Origin of the sequence: Nocardioides sp., from assembly GCF_035429765.1 — a bacterium.
Taxonomy (GTDB): domain Bacteria; phylum Actinomycetota; class Actinomycetes; order Propionibacteriales; family Nocardioidaceae; genus Nocardioides.
The window spans coordinates 25,622-34,951 of sequence record NZ_DAOMFK010000013.1; the positions used below are offsets into that span (position 1 = coordinate 25,622).

General features: G+C 70.1%; 9 protein-coding genes and 1 tRNA gene. 4 read left to right on the forward strand and 6 right to left on the reverse strand.

Annotated features, from left to right (window positions below; genetic code table 11):
- The first annotated feature begins 4 nt into the window (after positions 1-4).
- The gene (gene pyk / locus PLP61_RS02790) at positions 5-1,453 is read left to right on the forward strand and encodes a pyruvate kinase (RefSeq protein WP_324500156.1); all 1,449 of its coding nucleotides are present in this window, start codon (positions 5-7) and stop codon (positions 1,451-1,453) included.
- A gap of 15 nt (positions 1,454-1,468) precedes the next feature.
- Here pyk and PLP61_RS02795 read toward each other — a convergent pair.
- Positions 1,469-1,541, reverse strand: a tRNA-Leu gene (locus PLP61_RS02795).
- Positions 1,542-1,579: 38 nt separating this feature from the next.
- On the opposite strand from PLP61_RS02795, the gene PLP61_RS02800 reads away from it, so the two are divergent.
- Together PLP61_RS02800 and PLP61_RS02805 are read left to right on the forward strand one after the other, a co-directional pair.
- Positions 1,580-2,173 (forward strand): ANTAR domain-containing response regulator, encoded by a 594-nt coding sequence (locus tag PLP61_RS02800; protein WP_324500157.1) that lies wholly within the window; start codon positions 1,580-1,582, stop codon positions 2,171-2,173.
- Between the two features lie 143 nt (positions 2,174-2,316).
- Positions 2,317-3,600 carry an ABC transporter substrate-binding protein gene (locus tag PLP61_RS02805; RefSeq protein WP_324500158.1) on the forward strand — a complete coding sequence of 428 codons (1,284 nt, stop codon included), beginning with the start codon at positions 2,317-2,319 and terminating at the stop codon, positions 3,598-3,600.
- A gap of 97 nt (positions 3,601-3,697) precedes the next feature.
- Here the strand turns inward: PLP61_RS02805 and PLP61_RS02810 are convergent, their stop codons facing one another.
- The 5 genes from PLP61_RS02810 to PLP61_RS02830 all read right to left on the reverse strand — a co-directional run bounded on the left by PLP61_RS02810 (position 3,698) and on the right by PLP61_RS02830 (position 8,624).
- Complete coding sequence (locus PLP61_RS02810) at positions 3,698-4,474, reverse strand: ABC transporter ATP-binding protein (protein WP_324500159.1); 777 nt, start codon at positions 4,472-4,474, stop codon at positions 3,698-3,700.
- The gene (locus PLP61_RS02815) at positions 4,467-5,456 is read right to left on the reverse strand and encodes an ABC transporter ATP-binding protein (protein ID WP_324500160.1); all 990 of its coding nucleotides are present in this window, start codon (positions 5,454-5,456) and stop codon (positions 4,467-4,469) included. Before PLP61_RS02815 ends, PLP61_RS02810 begins: the two co-directional genes overlap by 8 nt.
- Entirely contained in the window at positions 5,446-6,447 is a 1,002-nt protein-coding gene (locus PLP61_RS02820) for a branched-chain amino acid ABC transporter permease (protein WP_324500161.1), read from the reverse strand. Before PLP61_RS02820 ends, PLP61_RS02815 begins: the two co-directional genes overlap by 11 nt.
- 9 nt (positions 6,448-6,456) lie before the next feature.
- Entirely contained in the window at positions 6,457-7,812 is a 1,356-nt protein-coding gene (locus PLP61_RS02825; protein WP_324500163.1) for a branched-chain amino acid ABC transporter permease, read from the reverse strand.
- Between the two features lie 62 nt (positions 7,813-7,874).
- Positions 7,875-8,624, reverse strand: coding sequence for a DUF554 domain-containing protein (locus PLP61_RS02830; RefSeq protein ID WP_324500164.1), 750 nt, complete (start codon positions 8,622-8,624; stop codon positions 7,875-7,877).
- Positions 8,625-8,728: 104 nt separating this feature from the next.
- Between PLP61_RS02830 and PLP61_RS02835 the strand changes: the two genes are divergently transcribed.
- The gene (locus PLP61_RS02835) at positions 8,729-9,325 is read left to right on the forward strand and encodes a GNAT family N-acetyltransferase (RefSeq protein WP_324500165.1); all 597 of its coding nucleotides are present in this window, start codon (positions 8,729-8,731) and stop codon (positions 9,323-9,325) included.
- The last annotated feature ends 5 nt before the right edge of the window (positions 9,326-9,330 follow it).

The window sequence follows — 9,330 nt, forward strand, 5'->3', positions numbered from 1 at the left end:
GCGGGTGCGAAGAGCCAAGATCGTCTGCACGCTGGGTCCCGCGGTGGCCTCGCGGGAGCGGATCCGGGACCTGGTCGCCGCCGGGATGGACGTGGCACGGCTCAACATGAGCCACGGGTCGTACGCCGACCACGAGAGCGTCTACCGGCTGGTGCGGGAGGAGGCCGACGCGGCCGGGCGCGGAGTCGGGGTCTTCGCCGACCTCCAGGGCCCCAAGATCCGGCTGGCGACGTTCGCCGACGGCCCGGTCGTGCTCTCGGCAGGCCAGACCTGGACGCTCACCACCCGCGAGGTCCCCGGGGACGCCGTGGCCTGCGGGACGACGTACGCGGGCCTGCCCGGCGACGTCGGCCCCGGTGACCCGGTGCTGATCGACGACGGCCGCATCCGGCTCGAGGTCACGGCGGTGGATGGGTCGGAGGTGCGGACCCGGGTCGTGGTCGGCGGCCGGGTCAGCGACCACAAGGGCATCAACCTGCCAGGGGTCGCGGTCTCGGTGCCGGCGCTCTCTGCCAAGGACGAGGAGGACCTGCGCTGGGCGCTGGCGCTGGCGGTCGACTTCGTCGCGCTCAGCTTCGTGCGCAGTTCCCGGGACGTGCTCGACGTGCACCGGATCATGGACGAGGTGGGGGTCCGGGTCCCGGTCATCGCCAAGATCGAGAAGCCCCAGGCCCTGGAGGACGTCGACGCCATCCTGGAGGCCTTCGACGGCATCATGGTGGCCCGCGGCGACCTCGGCGTCGAGTGCCCGCTCGAGGACGTCCCGATCCACCAGAAGACGCTGATCGACAAGGCGCGTCGCAACGCCAAGCCGGTGATCGTGGCCACCCAGATGCTGGAGTCGATGATCACCGCCCCTGCCCCCACCCGGGCCGAGGCCTCCGACGTGGCCAACGCCGTGCTGGACGGGGCCGACGCGGTGATGCTCTCCGGCGAGACCAGCGTGGGGGAGTACCCCGTCGCCACGGTGGAGACGATGGCCCGCATCATCGTCTCCACCGAGGACCACGGGCTGGGCCACATGGCGGCCCTCACCTGGATCCCTGTGACCCGCGGCGGCATCGTCGCCAAGGCGGCGGCGGAGGTGGCCGAGGCCGTCGGGGCGAAGTTCCTGGTCGCGTTCACCTCCACCGGCGACTCCGCCCGGCGGATGGCGCGCTACCGGGGACCGATCCCGATCCTGGCCTTCACCACCCGGTCCTCCACCCGCTCCCAGCTCTCGATGACCTGGGGGGTGGAGACCTTCAAGATGGGCGACGTGGAGCACACCGACGAGATGGTGCGCCAGGTCGACGAGGCGCTGCTCGAGATCGGCCGGGTCGACGAGGGGGACCTGGTCGTGATCATCGCCGGCAGCCCGCCGGGGATCCCCGGCTCGACCAACGCGCTGCGCATCCACCGGATGGGCGATGCGATCAACGAGGTCGCTCCCGCCTACCGCCGGGCCACGTGACCGGCCCCCGCACCGTGCCCCGGGTGGGATTCGAACCCACACTGGGTGGTGTTTGAGACCACTGCCTCTGCCGTTGGGCTACCGGGGCGGGCAGCCCACACCGTACCCGACGGATAGCCTGTCACCGTGACCGAGTCGCTCCCGCCCACTCGCCGTCGCGTCGTCATCGCCGAGGACGAGGCGCTGATCCGGATGGACCTCGCCGAGATGCTGGTCGAGGAGGGGTACGACGTCGTGGGCCAGGCAGCGGACGGGGCCGAGGCGATCCGGCTGGCCGAGGAGCTGGCTCCGGACCTGGTCGTCCTGGACGTCAAGATGCCGGTCCTGGACGGGATCGCCGCGGCCGAGCGGATCGCCGAGCAACGCATCGCCCCGGTGGTCATCCTGACCGCGTTCTCCCAGAGGGACCTGGTCGAGCGGGCGCGGGCGGCCGGGGCGATGGCCTACGTGGTCAAGCCGTTCTCCAGCAGCGACCTGGTACCGGCCATCGAGATGGCGGTGGGCCGGTTCGCCGAGCTGCGGGCGCTCGAGACGGAGGTGGCCGACCTCAGCGAGCGCCTGGAGACCCGCAAGGCGGTGGAGCGGGCCAAGGCGGTGCTGCAGGAGGAGCTCGGCCTCAGCGAGACGGAGGCCTTCCGCTGGATCCAGAAGACCGCGATGGACCTGCGGCTGTCGATGCGGCAGGTCGCCGACGGCGTGCTCACGCACGGGCTGCGCTGACCCCGGCGGGCGAAACGGCAGATTACAAATCGCTAACGAGCCACTTCCTGCTGGGGTGAGCTTGGGTTGAGGCGCTAACTTGTCCTATCCGATGGCGCAGCGCCACCGGGAGATACAGCCATGAGGAAGAAACCGGAGGCTACATGAAGCGCCCCAAGACCTATGCAAGCATCAGTGCGATCGCACTGGTGTCTGCACTCGCTCTGAGCAGCTGCGGGTCGGACTCGAACGACTCGTCGACCGCCAGCGAGTCCGACAACACCAGCTCCGCGGCCCCCGAGGCCAAGGGTGACGGCGAGCTGGTGGTCGGCACGCTGCTGCCGCAGACCGGTGACCTCGCCTTCCTCGGTCCCCCGGAGTTCGCGGGTGTCGACCTGGCCATCCAGGAGATCAACGACAACGGCGGAGTCCTCGGCAAGCCTGTCAAGCAGCAGAAGAGCGACTCCGGTGACGGCACGCCCGACATCGCGGGCAGCTCGGTGGACAAGCTGCTGAACGCCGGCGCGGACGCGATCATCGGTGCCGCCGCCTCCTCGGTCTCGCTGAGCGTGATCGACAAGATCACCGGGGCCGGTGTGGTGCAGTTCTCTCCGGCGAACACCTCCCCCGAGCTGGACACCCACCCGGACAACGACCTGTACTTCCGCACCTCGCCCTCTGACGTGCTGCAGGGCGAGGTCCTCGGCAACCTGCTCATCGAGGACGGGAAGAAGAACGTCGCGATCCTGGCCCGCCAGGACTCCTACGGCGAGGGTCTGGCCAACCGGGTCGAGCAGGTGGTGACCGACAAGGGTGGCGCCGTCGCGACCAAGCAGCTCTACGCCGCCGACGCGCAGAACTTCACCGCCGAGGTGAACAAGGTGGCGGCGGCCAAGCCGGACGCCGTGGTGATCATCGGCTTCGACGAGACCAAGAAGATGATCCCCGCGCTGATCGCGAAGGGCGTGGGTCCCCAGGACCTGCAGACCTACTTCGTCGACGGGAACACCGCGGACTACTCGCAGGACTTCAAGCCGGGCACCCTGGCCGGCGTGAAGGCGACCTTCCCGACCCCGCCGGAGCTGGACCCGACGTTCAAGGAGCGCCTGCTGCAGGTCGACCCCAAGCTGGAGGACTTCACCTACGCCCCGCAGGCCTACGACGCGATGACGATGATCGCGCTGGCGGCCGAGGCGGCGAGTGACGACGCCGGCACGTCGATCGGCTCCAAGCTGATCGAGATCTCCGAGGGTGGCACGCAGTGCTCGGACTACAAGACCTGTCTCGACCTGGTCAAGTCCGGTGAGGACATCGACTACGAGGGTCAGTCCGGTCCGTGCGACCTCAACTCCGTCGGTTCGGTCATGAAGGCGACCATCGGCATCCAGGAGTACGGCAACGACAACACCTACAAGCAGGTCGACTCGGTCTCCGGCGTCCTGCCCTGATCGTGTGACCTGACCAGCGACACGCGGTGCCCCCGGCCGAGCGGCCGGGGGCACTGTCGTCCGTGGCGCAGGCGACGGCGCAGGCGAGGGTCCGGGCTCAGGTCTGCTTGGCCAGGGTGCCGAGGTAGAGCTCGATCACCTTCGGGTCCTTGGCCAGCTGGTCGCCGGTGCCGGTGTAGGCGTTGCGTCCCTGGTCCAGCACGTAGGCGCGGTCGCAGATCTGCAGGCACCGCGCGGCGTTCTGCTCCACCATGATGACCGAGACGCCGGCCCGGTTGATCCGTCGGGTCTGCACGAAGACCTCGTCCTGCATCACCGGCGACAGCCCCGCGGAGGGCTCGTCGAGCAGGAGCACCGAGGGGTTCATCATCAGCGCGCGGCCCATGGCGACCATCTGCCGCTCGCCACCGGACAGGGACCCCGCGCGCTGGTTGCGCCGGTCGCCCAGCGCGGGGAAGAGGTCGCACACGGTCTTGAAGCGCTCGCTGAAGATGGACGGGCGCTGGTAGCAGCCCATCTCGAGGTTCTCCTGGATGGTCAGCGACGGGAAGACGTTGTTGGTCTGGGGCACGAACCCGATGCCCGCCGAGACCAGCGTGTCGGCGCGCTGGTTGGTGATGTCCTCACCCTTGAGCAGCACGGTCCCCGAGTGGATCCGCACCAGTCCGAAGAGCGCCTTGAGCAGCGTGGACTTGCCGGCTCCGTTGGGGCCGATGATGCCGACCAGCTCGCCCTCGCTGCAGTAGAGGTCCGCCCCGTTGAGGATGTTCACCCCTGGCAGGTAGCCCGCGAGGAGGTCGTCGGCACGCAGCACCGCGCCCTCGGCGTGGGCCAGGTGGGTGCTCCGCTCGGGGGTCAGCGTGTCCTCACTCATCGGCCTTCTCCTCGTGGGGGACCTCGGCCGCCTCGGCGTGCAGCTCCTCGGCCGCCTCGTGGTGGATGGCCTGCATGGTCTCGTCGGTGAGCACGGTGTCGTGGTGGGCGCCCAGGTAGGCGTCGATGACCCGCTGGTCCTGCATCACGGCGAGCGGCGGGCCCTCCGCGATCACCTTGCCCTGCGCCATCACCACGACCCAGTCGGAGATGTCACGCACCATGTCCATGTCGTGCTCGACGAACAGCACGGTGCGTCCCTCGTCACGCAGCGACTTCACGTGCCCCAGCAGCGACTGCTTGAGTGCCGGGTTGACGCCGGCCATCGGCTCGTCGAGCATCACCAGCTCGGGGTCGGCCATCAGCGCCCGTGCCATCTCGAGGAGCTTGCGCTGGCCCCCGGACAGGGAGCCTGCGAAGTCCTCACGCTTCTTGTCGAGCAGGAACCGGGCCAGGAGCCGGTCGGCACGCTCGGTGATCTCGGCCTCCTGGCCGCGCCACAGGGCCTTGACCATCGACGGCAGCAGCCGCTCGCCCTTCTGCCCGGGCGCGCCGACCCGCATGTTCTCGATCACCGTCAGCTTGGCCAGGACCTTGGTCAGCTGGAACGTGCGGACCATCCCCATCCGAGCGACCTTGTAGGCGGGGACCTTGTTCAGTGGCGTGCCCTTGAACGACCACGTGCCGGTGTCGGGTCGGTCGAACCCGGTGAGCAGGTTGAAGAACGTCGTCTTGCCCGCGCCGTTGGGTCCGATCAGGGCGGTGATCACGCCGGCCTGGACCTCGAGGTGCTCGACGTCCACTGCGGTGAGGCCACCGAACGCGCGGGTCACCTTGTCGGCCACCAGGATCGGGTCGGGCTTGGGCACCCCGGGCTCGTGGGGGACGCCGTCGAGCCTGGCGATGGCCGCGCGGGCCCGCTCCCGCCCCGCCTCGGTGCTCGACTCGACGTCGCTGGGGAGTGCGGTGGTCTCAGCGGGCATCGATCGCCAGCTCCCTTCGGTCGCCCAGGATCCCCTGTGGGCGGAAGATCATGAGCAGCATCAGCGCCAGCCCCATCACGATGAAACGCACCAGGCTGGCCTGGTTGGCGTCCATGAGCCACGAGGGGATCAGCGGGCCGTTGGCCGGGTCGGTCGCCTGGGCGAAGAAGCCGTCCAGGAAGTTGATGAGGAACCAGAACAGGATCGAGCCGAGGACCGGACCCATGACCCGGGCCGCGCCGCCCAGCAGCAGACACGTGTAGGCGAAGAACGTCGTGTCGGTGGCGAACAGGCTCGGGTTGAACGCCTGCTTCTGCAGGGCCATGAGGATCCCCGCGGCGGCGCCGAAGAGGCCGCCGATGATCAGCGACTGCATCTTGTAGCCGTAGACGTTCTTGCCCAGGGAGCGCACGGCGTCCTCGTCCTCCCGGATGCTGCGCAGCACCCGGCCCCAGGGGCTGCGCACGAGCAGGAAGGTGAGCAGGCAGGCGAGGGCCACCACCGTCCAACCCACGACGACGACCCAGAAGTCGTACGGCCGCCACTCGACCACGCCGGGGATGCCTTGCGAGGAGCTGAAGGGGTTGAGTCGGCGGAAGGCGGCGTTGAAGGTCTGCAGGCCGTCCTGGCCGCCGAACCACTTCTGCAGCGTCACCGACCCGACCGTCTGCCGGATGATCTCGGCCGCGGCGATGGTCACGATCGCGAGGTAGTCCGCGCGGAGCCGCAGGGTGGGTACGCCGAGGAACAGGGCGAGCACCACCGCGAAGAGCAGAGCGGTGGCCAGGCCCAGCCAGAGCGACAGGCCCCAGGTCGCCACGAACGAGGCCATCGTGTAGGCCCCCACCGCCATGAACCCCGCCTGGCCGAAGTTCAGCAGGCCGGTGTAGCCGAAGTGCATGTTGAGGCCGATCGCGGCGAGGGCGAACACGATGGCGTCGGGACCCAGAGCCTGCTGGAGCGAGTCGGAGATGATCGATTGCCAGTCCATGTCGGTCTCCTAGCCGATCCGCTGTGCCTTGCCGAGGATGCCCTGGGGCCGGACGAGCAGTACCGCGATGAGGACGACCAGCGCCCCGACGAACTTCAGCTCCACCGGAAGCCACAGGGTCGACACCTCGATGAACATGCCGATGATCAGCGAACCCACCAGGGCGCCCCAGATGGTGCCCAGGCCGCCCAGGGTGACCGCGGCGAACACCAGCAGCAGGATCTTGAAGCCGAGCTGGAAGTCGAAACCCTGGGTGAGTCCCAGCAGCACGCCCGACAGGCCGGCCAGGCCGGCCCCCAGGATCCACACCACCGAGATCACCCGGTCCACGTTGATGCCGGTGGACGCCGCGAGGGGCGGGTTGTCGGCCACCGCGCGGGTGGCCTTGCCGAGCCGGGTGTAGCGCAGCGCCAGGATCGTGATCACCAGCACCACCAGGGCAGCGGCCGCCACGACCACCTCCTTGGGGGTGAGCTCGATCGGCCCGAGGGTGAAGGGGGTCGGGGTGGCGTACTGCGAGTACTGCTTGGCGTCGGCACCCATGACGTACTGGAACACGTTGCGCAGGAAGATCGACAGGCCGATCGAGACCACCATCATCGCGATCAGGCCGGTGCCCCGGTGGCGCAGCGGACGCCACAGGGCTCGGTCCTGCGCCCAGCCGAACAGTCCACCGAACACCAGGGCCGCGAGGACGCCGGTGACCACCGTGACGTTCGCGCCGAACAGTGTGATCTCCCCGCTGAGCTGGTCGACCAGGTAGGCCACCAGGGCGCCGAAGGTGATCAGCTCGCCGTGGGCGAAGTTGGTCAGCCCGGTGGTGCCGTAGATCAGGGACAGCCCGAGGGCGGCCATCGCCAGCAGAAGGGAGAAGACCAGGCCGCCCGCGAGCAGGTCGATCGCCTGGTCCCACTTGCTGGCGACCTTCGGCGCGTCGTCGATGGGGAAGGTGAAGTACTGGTCGCTCTCGGTGTTGATCTCCGCGACCAGCTTCTTCTGCTCCGGGTTCTGCAGCGCCGTCCCCTCCGGGAGGGTGTCGGTGTCGATGGTCACCACGACCGTGGTGCCGAGCACGTCCAGGACCGTCCCGGGGAGGGCAAGGTCGAACAGCCCGGTCTCGTCGGTGGTGCCCTCCACGAGCGGGTTTCCCTCGGTGTCGGACACGGTGATGGTGACGCCCGGGACGGGTTTGTCGCCGTTGCCGCGAAGGTCGCGCAGGCAGCCCTGCACGTGGATGGTGTCGTCGTCACGCTTCGGCGGCTTCGCACAGGGTGCGTCCGCCGCGTGCGCCGGTGAGCCCACCGCGGTCAGCAGTGCCATCAGCAGCGCGACGAGCAGGCTGGCTCTGAGGAAACGCAGGTGCATGGTGCTCCCGGCTGGCTCGTGGCCGACAACGTGTCGGTTGCGGGACTATAGCGCGCCGGTGGCTAGCCGCGGAGCGACGCGACGAGCGTGGTGAGCAGCGGGGCGACCAGGAGGGCGGGGAGCAGATCCGCGACCGGGATCTCCCGGATCCGCAGCAGCCGCAACGCCACCCCGACCAGCAGCAGACCGCCGGTGGCGGTGATCGCGGCGAGCTCGGCGTCGGGCAGCACGTCACCCAGGGCGAGGCCGACCAGCGTCAGGGACCCCTGGACGACGAGCACGGTCAGCGCGCTGGCGGCCACCCCCCAGCCGAACGAGGCGGCGAAGGCGATCGCGGCGAACCCGTCCAGGGCCGCCTTCAGCAGCAGCTGGTCCGGTCCCGCGCCCAGCCCGTCGTACAGCGAGCCCAGGATGGTGAGGGGCCCGGCGCAGAAGACCAGCGAGGAGGTGACGAAGCCCTCGATGAAGCGGTGCCGCTCCGCCGAGCCCGTCTCCCCGGCGAGGCGACGCTGCAGGTGGCCGCCCAGTGCCTCCACCCGCTCCTCGAGCCGCGCGAGCGAGCCGAGGATGCCGCCGACCAGGAGCGCGCCGAGCACCACCAGCAGCGTGGCGCTGTCCCCGACCGCCGCGGCGAGCTCCGGGTCCAGCACGGCCGCGGCGGAGATCGCCGCGATCAGCAGCGTGACCAGGCCGAGCGCGTCGGTCACCAGGTCGCGGGTGCGGGCGGGGAGCCGGTTGCCCAGCAGTACCCCGAGGGTCGCGCCGACCAGTACGGTGGCCACGTTGACGGCCGTGCCGACTCCGGGGATCACGGGACTCCTAGGACAGTGGGGGGAGCATGAGCGTAGTCTCGGGCGCGACAGTCGCGGGCGGGGGGAGCGGCCAGGACCCGAAGCAGCGTGCGGAGGCGATGAGGATGAGCAGGTCGTCGGTGACCCTGCGCCAGGCGGTCCCCTCCGACGCCCCGCGGCTGGCGCTGCTGTGGGGGGACGTGCTCCGGCGGGCCGACCCCGAGACCCAGGTCGGTGATGTGCGGGAGATCCTCGAGCGGGCGGCCCTGACCCCCGACCAGCGGGTGGTGGTGGCCGAGCAGGACGAGGTGCTGGTCGGCGGGGTGTTCCTGCGCGTGGACACGCTGACGCCGCTCAACCTGGAGCCCGTCGTGCAGGCGGTCTCTCCGCACGTCTTCGCGGACTTCCGCGGTCGTGGCGTGGGCGCTGCGCTCATCGAGGCTGCCGCCGCGTTCGCCGACGAGTGCGGGATCGCCCACGTCGCGTCCGCCTCGATCACCACGTCGCGGGACGCGAACCGGTTCATGGCGCGGCTCGGCCTCCGGCCGCAGGCGGTGCTGCGGGTCGGCAGCGTGGCCGGGCTGCGCAGCCGGGTCGCCGCCCAGCGTCCCGCCCTGAGCCGTCCCCGCGCCAGGCACATCGGCCCGGTGCTGGCCGCGCGGCGCTCGCAGCGGCGGCGGGGGGCGACTGCCGAGAAAGCGACGGGCGTCGAGACCGGCTGAGTCCG

Bases quoted from the DNA above. Each gene is read 5' to 3' on its own strand.
- PLP61_RS02825 (WP_324500163.1), bottom strand. From the start codon at position 7,812: ATGCACCTGCGTTTCCTCAGAGCCAGCCTGCTCGTCGCGCTGCTGATG.
- PLP61_RS02810 (WP_324500159.1), bottom strand. From the start codon at position 4,474: ATGAGTGAGGACACGCTGACCCCCGAGCGGAGCACCCACCTGGCCCAC.
- PLP61_RS02805 (WP_324500158.1), top strand. From the start codon at position 2,317: ATGAAGCGCCCCAAGACCTATGCAAGCATCAGTGCGATCGCACTGGTG.
- PLP61_RS02820 (WP_324500161.1), bottom strand. From the start codon at position 6,447: ATGGACTGGCAATCGATCATCTCCGACTCGCTCCAGCAGGCTCTGGGT.
- PLP61_RS02815 (WP_324500160.1), bottom strand. From the start codon at position 5,456: ATGCCCGCTGAGACCACCGCACTCCCCAGCGACGTCGAGTCGAGCACC.
- PLP61_RS02835 (WP_324500165.1), top strand. From the start codon at position 8,729: ATGAGCAGGTCGTCGGTGACCCTGCGCCAGGCGGTCCCCTCCGACGCC.